Annotated in this window: 21 protein-coding genes; 17 read left to right on the plus strand and 4 right to left on the minus strand. The window is 56.4% G+C overall.

Features of this window, described 5'->3' with window-relative positions; all coding sequences use genetic code 11:
* Positions 1-52 precede the first annotated feature (52 nt).
* The gene (locus M8370_RS04870; protein WP_250020581.1) at positions 53-1,093 is read right to left on the minus strand and encodes an aminopeptidase; all 1,041 of its coding nucleotides are present in this window, start codon (positions 1,091-1,093) and stop codon (positions 53-55) included.
* 246 nt (positions 1,094-1,339) lie between these two features.
* On the opposite strand from M8370_RS04870, the gene cysG reads away from it, so the two are divergent.
* The 13 genes from cysG to rpoS all read left to right on the plus strand — a co-directional run bounded on the left by cysG (position 1,340) and on the right by rpoS (position 12,419).
* On the plus strand, positions 1,340-2,689 hold the full coding sequence (gene cysG / locus M8370_RS04875) for a siroheme synthase CysG (protein WP_161496891.1): 1,350 nt from the start codon (positions 1,340-1,342) through the stop codon (positions 2,687-2,689).
* Between the two features lie 9 nt (positions 2,690-2,698).
* Positions 2,699-3,607 carry a sulfate adenylyltransferase subunit CysD gene (cysD, locus tag M8370_RS04880; protein WP_008499613.1) on the plus strand — a complete coding sequence of 303 codons (909 nt, stop codon included), beginning with the start codon at positions 2,699-2,701 and terminating at the stop codon, positions 3,605-3,607.
* Between the two features lie 9 nt (positions 3,608-3,616).
* A complete protein-coding gene (gene cysN, locus M8370_RS04885) occupies positions 3,617-5,041 on the plus strand; it encodes a sulfate adenylyltransferase subunit CysN (RefSeq protein ID WP_020689300.1) in 1,425 nt (474 codons plus the stop codon).
* Positions 5,041-5,646 carry an adenylyl-sulfate kinase gene (gene cysC / locus M8370_RS04890; protein WP_013098503.1) on the plus strand — a complete coding sequence of 202 codons (606 nt, stop codon included), beginning with the start codon at positions 5,041-5,043 and terminating at the stop codon, positions 5,644-5,646. Before cysN ends, cysC begins: the two co-directional genes overlap by 1 nt.
* 58 nt (positions 5,647-5,704) lie before the next feature.
* Positions 5,705-6,031: a DUF3561 family protein gene (locus M8370_RS04895; protein WP_013098502.1), complete on the plus strand. Its 327-nt coding sequence runs from the start codon at positions 5,705-5,707 to the stop codon at positions 6,029-6,031.
* Between the two features lie 166 nt (positions 6,032-6,197).
* On the plus strand, positions 6,198-6,509 hold the full coding sequence (ftsB, locus tag M8370_RS04900) for a cell division protein FtsB (protein ID WP_003862095.1): 312 nt from the start codon (positions 6,198-6,200) through the stop codon (positions 6,507-6,509).
* Between the two features lie 19 nt (positions 6,510-6,528).
* Positions 6,529-7,239 (plus strand): 2-C-methyl-D-erythritol 4-phosphate cytidylyltransferase, encoded by a 711-nt coding sequence (gene ispD, locus M8370_RS04905; RefSeq protein ID WP_013098500.1) that lies wholly within the window; start codon positions 6,529-6,531, stop codon positions 7,237-7,239.
* Entirely contained in the window at positions 7,239-7,718 is a 480-nt protein-coding gene (ispF, locus tag M8370_RS04910) for a 2-C-methyl-D-erythritol 2,4-cyclodiphosphate synthase (protein WP_038984739.1), read from the plus strand. The genes ispD and ispF overlap by 1 nt, the downstream gene beginning before the upstream one ends.
* Positions 7,715-8,764, plus strand: coding sequence for a tRNA pseudouridine(13) synthase TruD (gene truD / locus M8370_RS04915; protein ID WP_250020583.1), 1,050 nt, complete (start codon positions 7,715-7,717; stop codon positions 8,762-8,764). Before ispF ends, truD begins: the two co-directional genes overlap by 4 nt.
* On the plus strand, positions 8,745-9,506 hold the full coding sequence (surE, locus tag M8370_RS04920) for a 5'/3'-nucleotidase SurE (RefSeq protein WP_044157517.1): 762 nt from the start codon (positions 8,745-8,747) through the stop codon (positions 9,504-9,506). The genes truD and surE overlap by 20 nt, the downstream gene beginning before the upstream one ends.
* A complete protein-coding gene (locus M8370_RS04925; protein ID WP_013098496.1) occupies positions 9,500-10,126 on the plus strand; it encodes a protein-L-isoaspartate(D-aspartate) O-methyltransferase in 627 nt (208 codons plus the stop codon). Before surE ends, M8370_RS04925 begins: the two co-directional genes overlap by 7 nt.
* A gap of 116 nt (positions 10,127-10,242) precedes the next feature.
* Positions 10,243-11,367, plus strand: a complete 1,125-nt coding sequence (nlpD, locus tag M8370_RS04930; protein ID WP_023620533.1) for a murein hydrolase activator NlpD — start codon at positions 10,243-10,245, stop codon at positions 11,365-11,367.
* Between the two features lie 59 nt (positions 11,368-11,426).
* Positions 11,427-12,419, plus strand: coding sequence for an RNA polymerase sigma factor RpoS (gene rpoS / locus M8370_RS04935; protein WP_013098493.1), 993 nt, complete (start codon positions 11,427-11,429; stop codon positions 12,417-12,419).
* A gap of 51 nt (positions 12,420-12,470) precedes the next feature.
* Here the strand turns inward: rpoS and M8370_RS04940 are convergent, their stop codons facing one another.
* Both M8370_RS04940 and M8370_RS04945 read right to left on the minus strand, forming a co-directional pair.
* Entirely contained in the window at positions 12,471-12,848 is a 378-nt protein-coding gene (locus M8370_RS04940) for a DUF4440 domain-containing protein (RefSeq protein ID WP_029883177.1), read from the minus strand.
* Positions 12,845-14,053, minus strand: a complete 1,209-nt coding sequence (locus M8370_RS04945) for an MFS transporter (protein ID WP_040023579.1) — start codon at positions 14,051-14,053, stop codon at positions 12,845-12,847. The genes M8370_RS04940 and M8370_RS04945 overlap by 4 nt, the downstream gene beginning before the upstream one ends.
* Before the next feature lie 109 nt (positions 14,054-14,162).
* Between M8370_RS04945 and M8370_RS04950 the strand changes: the two genes are divergently transcribed.
* Positions 14,163-15,050 carry a LysR family transcriptional regulator gene (locus tag M8370_RS04950; protein WP_020689292.1) on the plus strand — a complete coding sequence of 296 codons (888 nt, stop codon included), beginning with the start codon at positions 14,163-14,165 and terminating at the stop codon, positions 15,048-15,050.
* Here the strand turns inward: M8370_RS04950 and M8370_RS04955 are convergent.
* Positions 15,047-15,454, minus strand: coding sequence for a MarR family winged helix-turn-helix transcriptional regulator (locus M8370_RS04955; RefSeq protein WP_020689291.1), 408 nt, complete (start codon positions 15,452-15,454; stop codon positions 15,047-15,049). The genes M8370_RS04950 and M8370_RS04955 overlap by 4 nt on opposite strands.
* Before the next feature lie 173 nt (positions 15,455-15,627).
* On the opposite strand from M8370_RS04955, the gene M8370_RS04960 reads away from it, so the two are divergent.
* The 3 genes from M8370_RS04960 to M8370_RS04970 are packed head-to-tail and all read left to right on the plus strand — an operon-like array spanning position 15,628 to position 17,879.
* A complete protein-coding gene (locus M8370_RS04960; protein ID WP_013098488.1) occupies positions 15,628-16,230 on the plus strand; it encodes a non-oxidative hydroxyarylic acid decarboxylases subunit B in 603 nt (200 codons plus the stop codon).
* Positions 16,220-17,647, plus strand: coding sequence for a non-oxidative hydroxyarylic acid decarboxylases subunit C (locus M8370_RS04965; RefSeq protein WP_062730081.1), 1,428 nt, complete (start codon positions 16,220-16,222; stop codon positions 17,645-17,647). Before M8370_RS04960 ends, M8370_RS04965 begins: the two co-directional genes overlap by 11 nt.
* Before the next feature lie 10 nt (positions 17,648-17,657).
* Positions 17,658-17,879, plus strand: coding sequence for a non-oxidative hydroxyarylic acid decarboxylases subunit D (locus M8370_RS04970; protein WP_230136622.1), 222 nt, complete (start codon positions 17,658-17,660; stop codon positions 17,877-17,879).
* The last annotated feature ends 13 nt before the right edge of the window (positions 17,880-17,892 follow it).

Genomic DNA, 17,892 nt, shown 5'->3' on the forward strand with positions numbered 1-17,892 from the left:
CGGTGGGAGAGGGTTGGGGTGAGGGCATCAGGCCGCACAGCGTTCAAAAACCTCAGGCTTTCCCCGCTTTCGCCAGCTCCTTCACCAGCGGCAGCATCACTTTCACCACATCGCGGCTGCGGTGCTCAATGCGCTGCGGCAGTGCGCTATCAATATGCTGCTGATTATCCAGCATCACGTTATGCCAGCTCGTCCCGTCCGGAAAGGCTTTCGTTTTAGCCCGCTGCTGATAGCCATCTTTCTTGCCTAACGCCCAGTTGGTGGCTTCGACGTACAGCACCGGGATGCCCGCTTTATCGAACACTTCACCATCGTTACAGCAGCCCGTTCCGCGCGGATAAGCCGGATTGCCGCCAGGATTGGTCGTGGCATACACGCCATGGCTGCGCGCAATTGCCAGCGCCCGGTCACGGGTCAGTTTACGCACGGTACCCGGCGTACTCTGTCCGCTATTAAAATAGAGCTTATCGCCAACGATTAAATTATCGAGGTTAATCACCAGCAGTGTATTTTTCTTCTCCTCAGCGCTCATGCGCTTAAGGAAATTCTCCGCGCCGAGTTTGCCTTCCTCTTCGCCGCTGGTTGCCACAAAGCGAATACCGTATTTTGTCGGAATGTTTTTCATTCGCTCGGCCAGTTCAAGCATCACGCCCAGACCCGCCGCGTTATCGTCCAGCCCCTGCAGCGTCAGCCCGCCCTTGTTATCGGTATCGGCGTCGCTCATGGGCGCGTAAGTGTCCAGGTGCGCCATAATAATGATCTGCTCAGCCGCGCTACCTTCATGTGCCGCAATAACGGTACTGCCGGTCACGTTATGCCAGTTTTTTGTTTTATTTCGTGAGGTGTAGATATAGCGGCTGTGAAACGAGCGGATATCGCTCTGGTAGCCCATATCGGCAAACTGCTGGCGAAGATAGTCAGCGGAAAGCATTTCCGCAGGGGAACCGGTCATGCGTCCGGGAAAAACGGTGGCAATATGCCGCGCCTGCATATTGGCGATTTCACCATACGGTTGATTTTTTGCCTGAGCCGGAAGGATAAAGCAAACGCCGAGCGCCAGGGCAACGTATCGGTGGCGCATTGCGGAAAACATAGTGAGTCCTTAAAAACAGAGCAAAATTATAACCCGCTTAGTATGAAACTGTGATCGGCCATACACAATTTGAATTGCTCTTAAATGCCCGAAATTTCGCGTGTTAAGCACTTTTTGATATTTGCTTTTTCATCGCGTTATTCCATTGAGTAACTACTCATTCCAATTCGTAATTTCATTCGGTCTAAGCCGCCCCCTATAGTCCCTCTATTCCTCGTTGTTAGTGAGTTGTTGCTTGTGGACTATCTGCCCCTTTTTGCTGCGATTAAAGAAAAACCGGTACTGGTTGTGGGTACGGGTGAAATTGCCGATCGCAAAATCGCGTTTCTGCAGCGCGCGGGCGCGCAGGTGCGGGTTGTCGCAGAAGCGGAGTTCGACGAGTCACAAATCGACAGCGTGGTGCTGGTGATTGCAGCGACGGAGGATCGCGAACTCAACCGACGCGTTTCCGAGGCCGCTCAGGCGCGTTACCGCCTGGTGAACGTGGTCGACGACCAGCCTTTGTGCTCGTTTATCTTCCCGTCGATTGTCGACCGCTCGCCGCTGCTGGTGGCGATCTCCTCCGGCGGTACCGCACCGGTGCTGGCGCGCGTGCTGCGGGAAAAGATTGAAGCGCTGTTACCAACCAGTCTCGGACGTATGGCAGAGAAAGCGAGCTACTGGCGCAACCATCTGAAAACCCGCCTGACCAGCGTAACGGAACGCCGTCGCTTCTGGGAGCGGGTATTCCGTGGCCGCTTTGCCAGCCTGATGCACGCCGGTAATGAGACGGCAGCGCAAAAAATCCTCGAAGACGAGCTGGATAACCCCGGCAGCACGGGCGGCGAGATCATTCTGGTAGGTGCTGGTCCGGGTGATGCCGGGTTACTGACCTTACGCGGACTGCAGGTGCTGCAGGACGCGGACGTGGTGTTCTATGACCATCTGGTCACCGACGGTGTGCGCGAGCTAATTCGTCGCGATGCCGAGCAAATCTGCGTGGGTAAACGCGCAGGCGAGCACTCGGTACCGCAGCACGACACCAATCAGATGCTGGTTGCCGCAGCGAAAGCAGGCAAAACCGTGGTGCGCCTTAAAGGGGGCGATCCGTTCATCTTTGGTCGCGGTGGCGAAGAACTGCAGGCGGCAGCCGAAGCGGGCGTGCCGTTCCAGGTGGTGCCGGGGATTACGGCGGCCTCCGCGGTAACGGCCTACGCAGGTATTCCGCTTACGCACCGCGATTACGCCCAGAGCGTGACCTTTGTGACTGGTCATTATAAGGCCGACAGTACGCCGTTTGACTGGTCGCATCTCGCCCAGAGCCGACAGACGCTGGCCATCTATATGGGCACCATGAAGGCGGCGGACATCAGTGAACAACTTATTCAGCACGGTCGCGAGGCGACAACGCCGGTGGCCGTGATTTCTCGCGGTACCCGCGTCGATCAGCGTGTGGTGACCGGTACGCTACAAGACCTTGCAGTCCTGGCGAAAGACGCCCCGATGCCCGCGCTTATCGTGGTGGGCGAAGTGGTACAGCTGCACAGCACGCTCGCCTGGTTTCAACATACAACAGACTCAGAGGGGTTTGGCTCCTCTGTGGTGAATCTGGCTTAAGGAACGGTTATGGACCAAAAACGACTTACTCACCTGCGACAGCTTGAAGCGGAAAGTATCCATATTATCCGCGAAGTGGCCGCCGAGTTCTCTAACCCGGTGATGATGTACTCCATCGGTAAAGATTCCAGCGTGATGCTGCATCTGGCGCGTAAAGCGTTTTATCCGGGTACGCTGCCGTTCCCGCTGCTGCACGTGGATACCGGCTGGAAATTCCGTGAGATGTATGAGTTCCGCGACCGTACCGCCAAAGCCTATGGCTGTGAGCTGCTGGTGCATAAAAACCCGGAAGGGGTGGCGATGGGCATTAACCCGTTTGTTCACGGCAGCGCCAAACACACCGACATCATGAAAACCGAAGGGCTGAAGCAGGCGCTGAACAAGTACGGTTTTGACGCCGCTTTCGGCGGTGCGCGCCGTGACGAGGAGAAATCCCGCGCCAAAGAGCGTATTTACTCCTTCCGTGACCGCTTCCACCGCTGGGATCCGAAAAACCAGCGTCCTGAGCTGTGGCACAACTACAACGGCCAGATCAACAAAGGCGAAAGCATTCGCGTCTTCCCGCTCTCCAACTGGACCGAGCTGGATATCTGGCAGTACATCTATCTGGAAAATATCGAGATCGTTCCGCTTTACCTGGCGGCTGAACGCCCGGTGCTGGAGCGCGACGGCATGCTGATGATGATCGACGACGATCGCATTGATTTACAGCCGGGCGAAGTGATCAAAAAACAGATGGTGCGTTTCCGTACTCTTGGTTGCTGGCCGCTGACCGGCGCGGTGGAGTCCAACGCGCAAACGCTGCCAGAGATCATCGAAGAGATGCTGGTATCGACCACCAGCGAGCGACAGGGCCGCGTCATTGACCGCGACCAGGCAGGCTCGATGGAGCTGAAGAAACGTCAGGGTTATTTCTAAGGAGCCGCCATGAACACCACGATTGCCCAACAAATTGCCAACGAAGGCGGCGTAGAAGCATACCTGCACGCACAACAACACAAGAGCCTGCTGCGCTTTCTGACCTGCGGTAGCGTTGATGACGGTAAAAGCACGCTGATTGGTCGCCTACTGCACGACACGCGTCAGATCTATGAAGACCAGCTCTCTTCCCTGCATAACGACAGCAAACGTCATGGTACTCAGGGCGAAAAGCTCGACCTGGCGCTTTTGGTGGACGGCCTGCAGGCGGAGCGCGAGCAGGGCATCACCATTGATGTTGCGTACCGCTATTTCTCCACCGAGAAACGCAAATTTATTATTGCCGACACGCCGGGGCATGAGCAGTACACCCGCAACATGGCCACCGGTGCATCAACCTGTGAGCTGGCGATCCTGCTGATCGACGCCCGTAAAGGCGTGCTGGATCAAACCCGTCGTCACAGCTTCATCTCCACGCTGCTGGGGATCAAACACCTGGTGGTGGCGGTGAATAAAATGGATCTGGTGAACTTCAGCGAAGAGACCTTCGAGGAGATCCGCCAGAGCTACCTGACCTTTGCTGAACAGTTGCCGGGTAACCTTGATATTCGCTTTGTGCCGCTCTCGGCGCTGGAAGGGGATAACGTTGCCTCCCAGAGCGCCAACATGCCGTGGTACAGCGGCCCGACGTTGCTGGAAGTGCTGGAGACGGTTGAAATTCAGCGCGTGGTGGATACCCAGCCAATGCGCTTCCCGGTGCAGTATGTGAACCGCCCGAACCTCGATTTTCGCGGCTTCTCCGGCACCCTCGCATCGGGCACCGTCACGGTGGGGCAGCGCGTCAAAGTGCTGCCGTCGGGTGTGGAGTCGTCCATTGCCCGTATAGTCACATTTGATGGCGATCTGCAGGAAGCGGGTGCCGGTGAAGCGGTGACGCTGGTGCTGAAAGATGAGATTGATATCAGCCGCGGCGATCTACTGGTGGATGCGCAGGAAACGCTGGCGGCGGTGCAGGGTGCTGCCGTGGATGTGGTGTGGATGGCTGAACAGCCGCTGACCGCAGGCCAAAGCTACGACATCAAAATTGCCGGTAAGAAAACCCGCGCCCGCGTGGACGGTATCCAGTTCCAGGTGGACATCAACAATCTGACCCAGCGTGAAGTGAGCGAACTGCCGCTGAACGGTATTGGCCTGGTGGATCTCACCTTTGACGAGCCGCTGGTGCTGGATAAATATCAGCAAAATCCGGTAACGGGTGGACTTATCTTTATCGATCGCCTGACCAACGTTACCGTTGGTGCAGGCATGGTGCGCGAGCCTAATCAACAGGCGGCAGCGGTGTCTGAATTCAGCGCCTTTGAGCTTGAACTGAATGCGCTGGTGCGTAAGCACTTCCCGCACTGGGGTGCACGCGATCTGCTGGGAGGCAAGTAATGGCCGCCCATGATGAGAACGTCGTCTGGCATCCTCATCCGGTTACCGTCGCTCAGCGGGAGCAACTCCACGGCCACCGTGGGGTTGTGCTGTGGTTTACCGGGCTGTCCGGCTCCGGTAAATCGACGGTCGCGGGCGCGCTGGAAGAGGCGCTGCATCAGCAGGGGGTGAGCACCTATCTGCTGGATGGCGACAACGTGCGTCACGGCCTGTGCAGTGATTTAGGGTTTAGCGATGAAGACCGCAAGGAGAATATCCGTCGGGTTGGGGAAGTGGCCAGCCTGATGGCGGATGCCGGGCTGGTGGTGCTGACCGCGTTTATCTCGCCTCACCGCGCCGAGCGGCAGATGGTACGCGAGCGCGTCGGTCAGGATCGATTTATCGAGGTGTTTGTCGATACGCCGCTGGAAATCTGCGAAGCGCGCGATCCGAAAGGGCTGTATAAAAAAGCCCGCGCGGGTGAGCTGCGAAACTTCACCGGCATCGACTCGGTCTACGAAGCGCCTGAATCCCCTGAGATCCACCTGGAAGGTCAACAATTGGTAACAAATTTAGTAAGCCAATTATTAGACCTGCTCAGACGGGACGATATTATCAGATCCTGAGACGGTATCGTTCGGGAGCTGTCTTCCCGAACGATGAGTCACGGTCACAGGATTAGCTATGCGCAACAGTGAAAACTACATGATTACCACCGGGTCGGATCCGATAGCGACCGACGACGAGACGACCTGGTCCTTTCCCGGGGCCTTCGTCGGCTTCGTCTCGTGGTTGCTGGCGCTGGGCATCCCGTTTCTCATCTACGGCGGTAACACGCTGTTCTTCTTTCTCTACACCTGGCCCTTCTTCCTGGCGCTGATGCCCGTGGCGGTTGTCGTCGGCATCGCCCTGCATTCACTGCTTAACGGCAAACTGCTGTACAGCACCGTTGTCACGATTGTGACGGTGGTCCTGATGTTTGGTCTGTTATTTTTGTGGCTCATGGGCTAACTTCAGCCATAATTCAAACCGTAACCAACTGTGTGACGATATTGAGCAGGGCGATTCTGCGGAAAAAATGTGGTACATTTGCCCGCGATGTTGCGGCATCTCTGTTACTCCGGCATAGAGCGCCGGGGGCGTTGTGGGATGAAGATGCCGTTTTTCAGGGGGCAGGATGGGTAAACTAACGCTGCTGTTGCTGGCTCTGCTGGTCTGGCTGCAATATTCGCTGTGGTTCGGTAAAAACGGACTGCACGACTATAGCCGGGTAAGCGATGACGTCGCGGCTCAGCAGGCAACTAACGCCAAACTTAAGGCGCGAAACGATCAACTCTTTGCTGAAATTGATGACCTCAATGGCGGGCAGGAGGCGATTGAGGAACGCGCACGCAATGAACTCAGTATGACTAAACCGGGCGAAACCTTTTATCGTCTGGTTCCGGATGCGTCTAAACGCAATCAGGGCTCAGCACAAAACAATCGATAATCAGGCCCAGGATTACGACATGGCAGTGACTTTTTCGGACGTATGCGCCGTGGTGCCGGCCGCGGGTTTTGGCCGGCGCATGCAGACAGAATGTCCCAAGCAATACCTCTCTATTGGCGATAAAACGATCCTCGAACATGCCGTGGCGGCGCTGCTGGCGCACCCCCGAGTGACGCGTGTCATCATCGCCATCAGTCCGGGCGATGCCCGGTTCGCACAGTTACCGCTGGCTGCTCATCCGCAGATCACCGTCGTTGATGGCGGTGCCGAGCGCGCCGATTCCGTGCTGGCGGGCATCCAGGCCGCTGGCGATGCCCAGTGGGTGCTGGTCCACGACGCTGCGCGCCCGTGCCTGCATCAGGACGATCTTGCGCGCCTGCTGGCGCTGAGTGAAACCAGTAAAGTCGGTGGCATTCTGGCCGCGCCGGTACGCGACACCATGAAGCGTGCCGAGCCTGGCAAACAGGCTATCGCGCATACCGTTGAGCGCGTCGATCTCTGGCACGCGCTGACGCCACAATTTTTCCCCCGCGAATTACTCCACGACTGCTTAACGCGCGCGCTTAAAGAAGGTGCGACCATCACCGACGAAGCCTCTGCGCTGGAGTATTGCGGTTTCCACCCAACGCTTGTTGAAGGGCGCGCTGATAATATAAAAGTGACGCGCCCGGAAGATTTACAGCTCGCGGAATTTTATCTTACCCGTTCGACCCATCAGGAGAAGGCATAATGCGAATTGGACACGGTTTTGATGTACACGCCTTTGGAGGCGTTGGCCCAATTATCATTGGCGGCGTGCGCATTCCTTATGAAAAAGGGCTGCTGGCGCATTCTGATGGCGACGTGGCATTACACGCCTTAACCGACGCCTTACTGGGCGCGGCGGCGCTGGGCGATATCGGCAAGCTGTTCCCGGACACCGATCCGGCGTTTAAAGGCGCAGACAGCCGTGCGCTGTTGCGTGAAGCCTGGCGCCGTATTCAGGCGAAGGGCTACATCCTGGGTAACGTCGATGTGACGATCATCGCTCAGGCCCCCAAAATGCTGCCGCATATTCCTCAGATGCGCGTATTTATCGCTGAAGATCTGGGCTGCCATATGGATGACGTTAACGTCAAAGCGACCACCACGGAGAAACTGGGCTTTACCGGTCGCGGCGAAGGCATCGCCTGCGAAGCCGTGGCGCTGCTGGTAAAGGCGAGCAAATGACCGATTTTGACAACCTGACCTACCTGCACGGTAAACCGCTGGGGAGTGGTCTGCTGAAAGCCAGCCCCGAAGATTTCGTGGTCGTGGAAGATTTGGGCTTTGAGCCGGACGGCGAAGGCGAGCATATTCTGGTGCGCATCCTCAAAAATGGCTGCAATACCCGCTTTGTGGCCGATGCGCTGGCTAAATTCCTGAAAATCCATGCCCGCGAAGTGAGCTTCGCCGGGCAGAAAGACAAACACGCGGTCACCGAACAGTGGCTTTGCGCGCGCGTTCCCGGCAATGCGATGCCTGATTTAAGCAAATTTGAGCTTGAGGGCTGTAAGGTGCTGGAGTACGCCCGTCACAAGCGCAAACTGCGTCTGGGGGCGTTGAAAGGTAACAACTTTACCCTCGTACTGCGTGAAGTGACCGGCCGTGACGACGTGGAAAAACGCTTGCAGGCCATCAGTGAACGCGGTGTGCCTAACTACTTTGGTGCACAGCGTTTTGGCATCGGCGGCAGTAACCTGCAGGGCGCACTGCGCTGGGCGCAGAGCGATGCGCCGGTGCGCGACAGGAATAAACGCAGTTTTTGGTTGTCGGCGGCCCGCAGTGCGTTGTTTAATCAGATCGTAAGCGAACGGCTGAAAAAACCGGACGCGAATCAAGTTGTTGTCGGCGATGCGCTACAATTAGCGGGACGCGGTAGCTGGTTTGTGGCAACGGCCGAAGAAATGGCCGATGTACAGTCGCGCGTGGACGCTAAAACGCTGATGATCACCGCAGCCTTGCCCGGCACGGGCGACTGGGGAACGCAGGATGACGCGCTGGCCGCGGAGCAGGCAGCCGTGGCCGAAGCGCAAGAATTACAATCATTGCTGGTGCGGGAAAAAGTCGAAGCAGCACGCCGGGCGATGTTGCTCTACCCGCAGCAGTTAAGCTGGAACTGGTGGGATGACGTAACCGTTGAGTTACGCTTCTGGCTGCCGGCAGGTAGCTTTGCCACCAGTGTTGTCAGGGAACTTATCAACACGTCGGGTGATTATGCGAATATTGCTGAGTAACGATGACGGGATCCATGCCCCAGGCATTCAGACGCTGGCGAAACACCTTCGCGAATTTGCGGATGTGCAGGTCGTGGCTCCCGATCGTAACCGCAGTGGAGCGTCTAACTCATTGACGCTGGAGTCGTCGCTTCGCACCTTTGCTTTTGAAAATGGCGATATTGCCGTGCAGATGGGCACGCCAACGGACTGCGTTTTTCTGGGGGTGAATGCGCTGATGCGCCCGCGCCCGGATATCGTCGTTTCCGGGATTAACGCCGGGCCGAATCTGGGTGATGACGTTATCTACTCTGGTACCGTGGCGGCCGCAATGGAAGGCCGTCATCTTGGCTTTCCGGCGCTGGCGGTATCGTTAAATGGTCACACTCATTACGACACGGCGGCAGCGGTAACCTGTTCTATCCTGCGGGCACTTAGCCGTGAACCGCTGCGTACCGGACGCATCCTCAACATCAACGTGCCGGATCTCCCGCTGAATGAAATCAAGGGCATTCGCGTCACGCGTTGCGGAAGCCGTCATCCGGCCGATCAGGTCATCCCGCAGCAGGATCCGCGCGGCAACACGCTCTACTGGATTGGCCCTCCTGGCGATAAGTGCGATGCGGGGCCGGATACTGACTTTGCCGCTGTGGATGAAGGCTATGTCTCGGTAACGCCGCTGCACGTAGATTTAACCGCGTATAGCGCGCATGATGTGGTGTCGGGCTGGCTTGATCGCGCAGGAGTGATCGCGCAATGGTAAGCAAACGTGTACAAACTCTTCTGGAACAACTTCGCGCACAGGGGATCCGCGACGAGCATGTGCTTGACGCGCTCGCCCAGGTTCCGCGTGAGAAATTTGTAGATGAGGCGTTTGAACACAAAGCGTGGGAAAACGTGGCCTTGCCCATCGGGCAGGGCCAGACGATTTCGCAGCCCTACATGGTGGCGCGCATGACGGAGCTGCTGGAGCTCACCCCCGACTCCCGCGTGCTGGAGATTGGCACCGGGTCCGGGTATCAAACTGCGATTCTGGCGCATCTGGTGCATCATGTGTGCTCGGTTGAGCGGATCAAAGGTTTACAGTGGCAGGCGCGTCGTCGCCTGAAACAACTTGATTTACACAATGTTTCGACACGACACGGTGATGGATGGCAGGGTTGGCAGGCTCGCGCCCCGTTTGACGCAATCATCGTGACGGCGGCTCCACCGGAGATCCCTGCGGCCCTGTTGTCGCAGCTGGATGAGGGGGGCATTCTTGTATTGCCTGTTGGCGATGAGCAGCAGCTGTTAAAGCGCGTTCGTCGACGTGGCGACGAGTTTATTATCGATACCGTAGAAGCCGTGCGCTTTGTGCCTCTGGTAAAGGGGGAACTGGCCTAAGACTCGGAATTATCCAGGGTTATTAAGGCAAATTCAGCGTATGGTGTGGCGCGAAAGAGTCGTGCCATCACGGTTAATTTTAAGTCACTGGTAGTTAACACATTCCTGGGGGATAAATGAGCGCGGGAAGCCCTAAATTCACCATCAGCCGTGTTGCGGCATTATCACTGGTTTCGCTCTGGCTGGCAGGCTGTTCGAGTTCTAACAATGCACCTGCGCCTGTCAGTTCTGTTGGCGGAAACAGCGGCTCCGGTAACACGTCCAGCGGAATGTTGATCACGCCGCCACCTAAAATGGGCACTGCTGCGCCGCAGCAAACACCACAAATTCAGCCTGTGCAACATCCTGTTACACAGCCAACACAGATTCAGCCAGTCGAACAACCTGTTCAGACCCAAAATGGCCGCATAGTATATAACCGTCAGTATGGGAACATTCCGAAAGGCAGCTATACCGGCGGCAGCACCTATACCGTGAAACGTGGCGATACGCTGTTCTATATCGCGTGGATCACCGGGAACGATTTCCGTGACCTCGCGCAGCGCAACAACGTCCAGGCACCGTATGCGCTGGAAGTCGGGCAGACGCTCCAGGTGGGCAACGCAACGGGTACGCCGCTTACGCCTGGCAATACCGTTTCTGCAGCCGACGTGACCGCGCAAAATAACAGCGTTAAGCCTGCACAAAAATCCACCACGGTGGTTGCTTCACAACCTGTAATTACGTATTCTGAAGATTCAGGTGATCAGACTGCTAACAAAATGTTGCCGAATAATAAAGGGACTGCGACTGTTGTCACAGCACCGGCTACGGCACCTGTGGTTAGCTCTACTGAACCGACTGCCAGCAGTATGAGTTCCAGTTCGCCAATCTCAACTTGGCGCTGGCCAACTGACGGTAAGGTTATCGAGAACTTCTCTTCCTCCGAAGGAGGGAACAAAGGGATCGATATCGCAGGAAGTAAGGGACAGGCTATCATCGCGACCGCAGACGGACGCGTTGTGTATGCCGGTAACGCTCTGCGCGGTTACGGTAATCTTATTATCATCAAACACAACGATGATTACCTGAGTGCCTACGCCCATAACGACACAATGCTGGTCCGGGAACAACAAGAAGTTAAGGCGGGGCAAAAAATCGCTACCATGGGTAGCACCGGAACCAGTTCTACACGCTTGCATTTTGAAATTCGTTACAAGGGGAAATCCGTAAACCCGCTGCAGTACTTGCCGCAGCGATAAATTGACGGGGCATGCCAGCCAGGGTGTCTCGTTCAGGGATCACGGGTAGGAGCCACCTTATGAGTCAGAATACGCTGAAAGTTCATGATTTAAATGAAGATGCGGAATTTGATGAGAACGGAGCAGAGGCTTTTGACGAAAAAGCCTTAGTAGAAGAGGAACCCAGTGATAACGATTTGGCTGAAGAAGAGCTGTTATCGCAGGGTGCCACACAGCGTGTACTGGACGCGACTCAGCTTTACCTTGGGGAGATTGGTTACTCCCCACTGTTAACGGCCGAAGAAGAAGTCTATTTCGCACGTCGTGCTTTGCGTGGTGATGTTGCCTCGCGCCGTCGCATGATTGAAAGTAACTTGCGTCTGGTCGTGAAAATTGCCCGTCGTTACGGCAATCGTGGTCTGGCTCTGCTGGATCTGATTGAAGAGGGCAACTTAGGTCTCATCCGCGCAGTAGAGAAGTTTGACCCAGAACGTGGGTTCCGCTTCTCCACCTACGCGACCTGGTGGATTCGTCAGACCATCGAACGGGCCATTATGAACCAAACCCGTACGATTCGCCTGCCGATTCACATCGTCAAAGAGTTGAACGTCTATCTGCGTACCGCGCGCGAGTTGTCCCATAAACTGGACCACGAGCCAAGCGCAGAAGAGATTGCTGAGCAACTCGACAAACCGGTTGATGACGTAAGCCGCATGCTGCGTCTCAACGAGCGCATTACCTCGGTTGACACCCCGCTGGGTGGCGACTCCGAAAAAGCGCTGCTGGATATCCTGGCCGATGAAAAAGACAACGGCCCGGAAGACACCACGCAGGACGATGACATGAAACAGAGCATCGTCAAATGGCTGTTCGAACTGAACGCCAAACAGCGTGAAGTGCTGGCACGTCGTTTCGGTTTACTGGGGTATGAAGCTGCGACACTGGAAGACGTCGGCCGTGAAATTGGCTTGACCCGTGAACGTGTTCGTCAGATTCAGGTTGAAGGTCTGCGCCGCCTGCGTGAAATTCTGCAGGGGCAAGGTCTGAATATCGAAGCGCTGTTCCGCGAATAAGCAACCTTTCGTCAAAAAAAGGCCCGTCGTGAGACGGGCCTTTTTTATCTCTTACGGCTGCGCCGTTTCGTGCAGCAGACGCCAGCTGATTTTCTCGCCATCCCGATTGAGCACCGCGGTTGACCAGCGTACGTTGACGGGCTGGTCCGGGCGGGTCTGCGTCTCCCGGTAATGAAGCACCGCACCGTTATCCCATGACTGAATCGTGGCTAACTCATCAATGATGATTTTAAGGCCGGGTCGGCTTCCACGCTGGGCGTGCAGAAAACGGACAAGGGCGTCATGGTTTAAATGCGCCCCACTCGGGGGAACCATCAGAAAGTTTGGCTGGAAACGGGCGAGCAGGGCATCAATATTACCTTCACCGGCACCCAGCCAGTTTTCCAGTGCGATATGAATATCAATGATGTCGTGTTCGAAAGGCGTCATGGTTTCTCCTGTTGCAGTTGTGCAAGCACCTGCGGGTTGTTAAGACGAAATACAGAGATGACGGGCACCAGGGTGATGGCCGAAGCAACCAGAAACATCCCGTGCCACGCGGCGACGGGGGGCAAATACCTCTGGGCCAGATCCAGCACCTGTGCCAGCAGAAAGGCACCCGCAAAAAAACTCAGCTGACGATTAAGATTCCACAGCGCGCTGGCATCAGCCATCTCTTCCCGACGCGTTGTCAGAAATGCGCTGCTCTGCGCCGTACTGCTGCAAAGACTGCCTCCTGTGCCCATTAATGCAAACGCAACGATCGCTGGCAGCGTGCCCGTGGTCGCACTGACGCTGAGCAAAAGCAGAATACCTGACGCCTGAAGCAGGCAACCCGCGATCAACAGAGGTCGGGGGCCGACACGGTTAAAGTAACGGCCCGTTGCGGTGATGGCCATAAACGATGCCAGAGACCACGGCAGCATAAGCATGCCCGTCGCGGCTGGCGTCATGTTGGCCACGCTCTGCAGATAAAACATGCCGGTGACGTTTATTCCGATAAACATGCCGGGGACACATACATAAACCATCATGGAAACGCGCAGAAGCGGATCGGCGATCAAACTCAGGTTCAGCAGTCGGTTTGCTTTCATCGCGGGCATTTCATGCTTAAGCCACAGACAGGCCAACGCAAAGGTCAGGAGAGCAACCGGGAGGGTAGCAAAAAATACCCACCGCCAGCTTAACGCCTGAACCAGTACGCCCCCTAACGCTGGTGAGCATGCGGGGGCAAGCAGTGCAACCAGCATGACGGCGGAAGAGAGCCTGGCGCGTTCATGCGCTTTAAACTGTTGCCAGGTCAGCGCCTGCCCTACGGGGATCAATAAGCCACCGCCCACGCCCTGCAGCACCCGCCAGGCAATCAGACTTTCAAGTGTGGCAGACAAGCCTGCCGCGGTGGAGGCTACGCTAAAGAGAACCAGCGAGAGAAGGATGACGTGCTTTGCCCCGATGCGGCGCGTCAGGGCACTGCTGAACGGGATCACCAGCGTCAGGCCGGCAATATACCCGTTACTGACCCAGGCGAGTGCAGAGGGCGTGGCGTGATAGGTCTGCGCCATTGCCGGAAAGGCGACGCTGGCGATAAACATGTTGATCAAATCAAGAAAAAAGCCCAGCAGATAGACTACGGCGACTTTGCTGCGATACGTCATGGTGGATCCTCCGGTGAGGGGGCGTATCGTATCGGCTTGTCCGGTGCCGATAAACGCAACAATTCGCGATATACTGTCAAAACTATTTTGACAATTTTGAAGGTTAACGATGCTGAATCTCCAGCGAACGGCGATGTTTGTGGCGGTAGCAGATGCGGGCAGTTTTACTGCCGCCGCAGAGTCGATGGGGCTGACAAAGGCCGTGGTCAGCTTCAATATTCGCCAGCTGGAAGATGAGCTGGGAGTCACGCTGCTGTTGCGATCCACCCGTCGCCTGACGTTAACCGAGGCGGGCGTGCTTTTTCATCAGCGAAGCGTCAGGCTTTTACAGGAGGCTGAACGCCTGCAGGATGACGTTCGCGCTAACCATGCCGGCCTGACCGGCGAATTGCGGATCACCACCACGCCCGAATACGGTTCGCAGGTGGTTGTGCCTTTGCTGGCCGAATTTAGCCAGCAGCATCCGGAGCTTCGCGTTCGTCATGTTTCGTCGTCTCAGCATGCCGATCTTATCTCGGAGCGCTTTGATGTCGCCATCCGGCTGGGAACACTCGCTGATTCGCGCTACCACGCCGCCTTGATTTCAAACTTTACTATCCTGCCGGTTGCCGCCCCCGGGTGGCTGGCTAACCATCCCGTTGAATCTCTCGAACACCTGGCGCAGGCAGAGTGGATCGTTCACGAGCGTTTACCTTCGCCGCTGCACTGGCAGGTAAAAGATGCAGATGGCAATCTGGTTGCCTTTGAGATTAAAAAAGCCCCGCGCCTGTACGCAGATAGCGCCCAGGCGCTGATGGCTTTCGCGCATGCGGGATGTGGTGTGGCGCTGCTGCCGGAGTGGCTGGTGCGAAACGCACTGAATTCGGGGGTTCTGGTATCGCTTTTACCGGGATACACGTTTGCTCAGCAGGGCATCTATGCCGTTTATCCAGATGCCCAGCATGTGCCCGCTAAGGTTCGGACATTTATTGATTTTATGCGTGCCCGGGTGAACTAGTCATGCATCATCTTTTTGATCAGTGCCGTAAATTGTTCCCGCTCGTCCTGGCTGAGACGCCCTAAAAACGCCTCATCCACCTCATTGCCGACCGGTTTACAGCTTGCAAGCAGGGCTTCCCCTTCAGGCGTGAGGAAGACAAACCGGCGGCGCTTATCCGCAGGATCGTGTTCGCGCTTCACCAGCCCACGCGATTCCATGCGGCTCAGCATTTCGGCCAGCGTCGCTTTTGTGCTCACGGCAACTTCCGTCAGGGCGACCTGCTCGATCCCCGGATTTTCAGAAACAGATCGCATCACCGCATATTGCGGCTTGGTCAGCGCCGGTAAAGCATGTTGCCAGTGGGCAGTATGCTGTTGAAAAAGCTGCCGTAGCAGGTGGAACGCTTCTTGTCTCAGTTCCATGAACACTCCGACGAAAAAAATCTCCCCCCTATGATAGCCGCTATTGCCTGCGATTTTAACGCAGCAGTTTTTAGCATTACGTGTGATCGTGTACGAACAATATTGTCAGCTCAGCTCACCGGGAGTAACGTAGTCATTATGTTCGTATGCGAACAAATTAATTGAGGTGCTGAATGAGATTGATCGTGGGAATGACGGGAGCAACAGGTGCTCCGCTGGGGGTGGCTTTACTGCAGGCGTTACGGGACATGCCAGAGGTTGAAACCCATCTGGTGATGTCGAAATGGGCGAAAACCACCATTGAGCTGGAAACGCCTTATACCGCGCAGGATGTCGCCGCCCTGGCAGATGTCGTTCACAGTCCTGCCGATCAGGCTGCCACCATCTCCTCCGGCTCGTTTCGTACCGACGGCATGATCGTCATTCCCTGCAGCATGAAAACGCTGGCGGGTATCCGCGCGGGCTATGCCGAAGGGCTGGTGGGCCGTGCGGCAGACGTGGTGCTGAAAGAGGGGCGCAAGCTGGTGCTGGTCCCGCGTGAAACGCCGCTCAGCACCATTCATCTGGAGAACATGCTCGCGCTTTCCCGCATGGGTGTGGCGATGGTGCCGCCCATGCCTGCGTATTACAACCACCCGCAAACCGCCGATGATATCACCCAGCATATCGTGACCCGCGTGCTCGACCAGTTTGGTCTGGAGCACAAAAAGGCGCGTCGCTGGAACGGCCTGCAGGCGGCGAAACATTTTTCACAGGAGAATAACGATGGCATTTGATGATTTGAGAAGCTTCCTGCAGGCGCTCGATGAGCAAGGGCAACTGCTGAAAATTGAAGAAGAGGTCAATGCGGAGCCGGATCTGGCGGCGGCCGCTAACGCGACGGGACGTATCGGTGACGGTGCGCCTGCGCTGTGGTTCGATAACATTCGCGGGTTTACCGATGCCAGGGTGGTGATGAACACCATCGGCTCCTGGCAGAACCACGCCATTTCGATGGGGCTGCCAGCGAATACCCCGGTCAAAAAGCAAATCGATGAGTTTATTCGCCGCTGGGATAAATTCCCGGTCGCACCGGAGCGCCGGGCCAGCCCCGCATGGGCGCAGAATACGGTGGACGGTGAAGAGATTAACCTGTTCGACATCCTGCCGCTGTTTCGCCTGAACGACGGGGACGGCGGTTTTTATCTCGACAAAGCGTGCGTTGTCTCGCGCGATCCGCTCGACCCGGACCATTTTGGCAAGCAGAACGTCGGTATTTACCGCATGGAAGTGAAGGGCAAACGTAAGCTCGGCCTGCAGCCGGTGCCGATGCATGATATCGCCCTGCATCTGCATAAAGCCGAAGAGCGTGGTGAAGACCTGCCGATTGCGATTACGTTGGGCAACGATCCGATCATCACCCTGATGGGCGCAACGCCGCTGAAATACGATCAGTCCGAGTATGAAATGGCCGGGGCGCTGCGTGAAAGCCCGTACCCGATTGCGACCGCACCGTTGACCGGCTTCGATGTGCCGTGGGGGTCTGAAGTGATCCTGGAAGGGGTGATTGAAGGCCGTAAACGTGAAATTGAAGGGCCGTTCGGTGAGTTTACCGGGCACTATTCGGGCGGACGCAATATGACGGTGGTCCGTATTGATAAAGTCTCGTACCGCACCAAACCGATTTTCGAATCCCTCTATCTCGGGATGCCCTGGACCGAGATCGACTACCTGATGGGGCCAGCCACCTGTGTGCCGCTTTACCAGCAACTGAAAGCGGAGTTCCCTGAAGTGCAGGCGGTGAACGCGATGTACACCCACGGTCTGCTGGCGATCATCTCCACCAAAAAACGCTACGGTGGTTTTGCCCGCGCGGTCGGTTTACGCGCCATGACCACGCCGCATGGCCTGGGCTATGTGAAGATGGTGATTATGGTGGATGAAGATGTCGATCCGTTCAACCTGCCGCAGGTGATGTGGGCGCTGTCATCGAAAGTGAACCCGGCAGGGGATCTGGTGCAACTGCCGAACATGTCGGTTCTTGAGCTTGATCCTGGGTCCAGCCCGGCAGGCATCACCGACAAGCTGATTATTGATGCCACCACGCCTGTTGCGCCGGATAACCGCGGTCACTACAGCCAGCCGGTGCAGGATTTACCTGAAACCAAAGCCTGGGCTGAAAAGCTGACTGCGATGCTGGCAGCACGCCAATAAGGAGGAAAAGATGATTTGTCCACGTTGTGCCGATGAGCAAATTGAGGTGATGGCCACATCACCGGTGAAAGGGATCTGGACGGTTTATCAGTGCCAGCATTGCCTGTATACCTGGCGCGATACTGAGCCGCTGCGTCGTACCAGCCGCGAACATTACCCTGAAGCGTTCCGCATGACGCAGAAGGATATTGATGAGGCGCCGCAGGTACCGACCATTCCGCCATTGATGTAAAAAAAAAGCCCGG

The sequence above is a fragment of the Enterobacter cloacae complex sp. OE43NF genome (assembly GCF_023544405.1).
Lineage (GTDB): Bacteria > Pseudomonadota > Gammaproteobacteria > Enterobacterales > Enterobacteriaceae > Enterobacter > Enterobacter cloacae.

Excerpts from the sequence above, each read along its gene's own strand:
- M8370_RS04870 (WP_250020581.1), bottom strand. The coding sequence starts at position 1,093 with ATGTTTTCCGCAATGCGCCACCGATACGTTGCCCTGGCGCTCGGCGTT.
- cysD (WP_008499613.1), top strand. The coding sequence starts at position 2,699 with ATGGACCAAAAACGACTTACTCACCTGCGACAGCTTGAAGCGGAAAGT.
- cysN (WP_020689300.1), top strand. The coding sequence starts at position 3,617 with ATGAACACCACGATTGCCCAACAAATTGCCAACGAAGGCGGCGTAGAA.
- cysC (WP_013098503.1), top strand. The coding sequence starts at position 5,041 with ATGGCCGCCCATGATGAGAACGTCGTCTGGCATCCTCATCCGGTTACC.
- M8370_RS04895 (WP_013098502.1), top strand. The coding sequence starts at position 5,705 with ATGCGCAACAGTGAAAACTACATGATTACCACCGGGTCGGATCCGATA.
- ftsB (WP_003862095.1), top strand. The coding sequence starts at position 6,198 with ATGGGTAAACTAACGCTGCTGTTGCTGGCTCTGCTGGTCTGGCTGCAA.
- ispD (WP_013098500.1), top strand. The coding sequence starts at position 6,529 with ATGGCAGTGACTTTTTCGGACGTATGCGCCGTGGTGCCGGCCGCGGGT.
- ispF (WP_038984739.1), top strand. The coding sequence starts at position 7,239 with ATGCGAATTGGACACGGTTTTGATGTACACGCCTTTGGAGGCGTTGGC.
- truD (WP_250020583.1), top strand. The coding sequence starts at position 7,715 with ATGACCGATTTTGACAACCTGACCTACCTGCACGGTAAACCGCTGGGG.
- surE (WP_044157517.1), top strand. The coding sequence starts at position 8,745 with ATGCGAATATTGCTGAGTAACGATGACGGGATCCATGCCCCAGGCATT.
- M8370_RS04925 (WP_013098496.1), top strand. The coding sequence starts at position 9,500 with ATGGTAAGCAAACGTGTACAAACTCTTCTGGAACAACTTCGCGCACAG.
- nlpD (WP_023620533.1), top strand. The coding sequence starts at position 10,243 with ATGAGCGCGGGAAGCCCTAAATTCACCATCAGCCGTGTTGCGGCATTA.
- rpoS (WP_013098493.1), top strand. The coding sequence starts at position 11,427 with ATGAGTCAGAATACGCTGAAAGTTCATGATTTAAATGAAGATGCGGAA.
- M8370_RS04940 (WP_029883177.1), bottom strand. The coding sequence starts at position 12,848 with ATGACGCCTTTCGAACACGACATCATTGATATTCATATCGCACTGGAA.
- M8370_RS04945 (WP_040023579.1), bottom strand. The coding sequence starts at position 14,053 with ATGACGTATCGCAGCAAAGTCGCCGTAGTCTATCTGCTGGGCTTTTTT.
- M8370_RS04950 (WP_020689292.1), top strand. The coding sequence starts at position 14,163 with ATGCTGAATCTCCAGCGAACGGCGATGTTTGTGGCGGTAGCAGATGCG.
- M8370_RS04955 (WP_020689291.1), bottom strand. The coding sequence starts at position 15,454 with ATGGAACTGAGACAAGAAGCGTTCCACCTGCTACGGCAGCTTTTTCAA.
- M8370_RS04960 (WP_013098488.1), top strand. The coding sequence starts at position 15,628 with ATGAGATTGATCGTGGGAATGACGGGAGCAACAGGTGCTCCGCTGGGG.
- M8370_RS04965 (WP_062730081.1), top strand. The coding sequence starts at position 16,220 with ATGGCATTTGATGATTTGAGAAGCTTCCTGCAGGCGCTCGATGAGCAA.
- M8370_RS04970 (WP_230136622.1), top strand. The coding sequence starts at position 17,658 with ATGATTTGTCCACGTTGTGCCGATGAGCAAATTGAGGTGATGGCCACA.